This is a genomic window from Streptococcus sp. GMD4S, from assembly GCF_000296955.1.
Genome location: NZ_AJRE01000578.1, coordinates 1 through 506, shown reverse-complemented (window position 1 = coordinate 506; position 506 = coordinate 1). Strand labels below are relative to the sequence as shown.

The 506-nt window shown below is 34.2% G+C and carries 1 pseudogene; it reads left to right on the top strand.

Annotated features, from left to right (window positions below):
• Window positions 1-287: 287 nt before the first annotated feature.
• Window positions 288-410 (top strand): annotated as a pseudogene (locus tag GMD4S_RS13260) (MutR family transcriptional regulator); the annotation flags it as partial.
• Window positions 411-506 lie beyond the last annotated feature (96 nt).

Genomic DNA, 506 nt, shown 5'->3' with positions numbered 1-506 from the left:
CCGATTACATAATCAGCGTGAGCTGTGAGCTGTGATTGCGTTCATAATACTTAATTTCCTTTATTTTTGTTACTTCTATTATATCAAAATTTTGAAATCCTGCGAAGAATTTAGACATTATTAAAAGACGATTTCCGTTTGTAAGTCGCCTTTTTGATATTCTCGTAAGCACTATATCTTGTGTCTAGTGTAAACGGGTATATAGTTCCCATATTTTATAACATGTTAAAAAAGGAAAAGTATTTACGAATGGAATAGTAAAGAGGGTTTTGGACAGGAGTTTGGTCATGATTGAAAAGATGGCATTGGGAGAATTTTACAAGGAATTGCGATTGGCTAGAAAACTCAAGCAGTCAGATGTAGCTTGTGATGGACTGACAGCATCTCAGTTATCCAAGTTTGAGTTAGGGTAGTCTTCGTGTTATACTGTCTTTGTTTCATAGTATAGGAGAAAATAGAATGAAAAAGATAATCTCTGTACTGCACCCCAAAAGTTAGATTTTTCT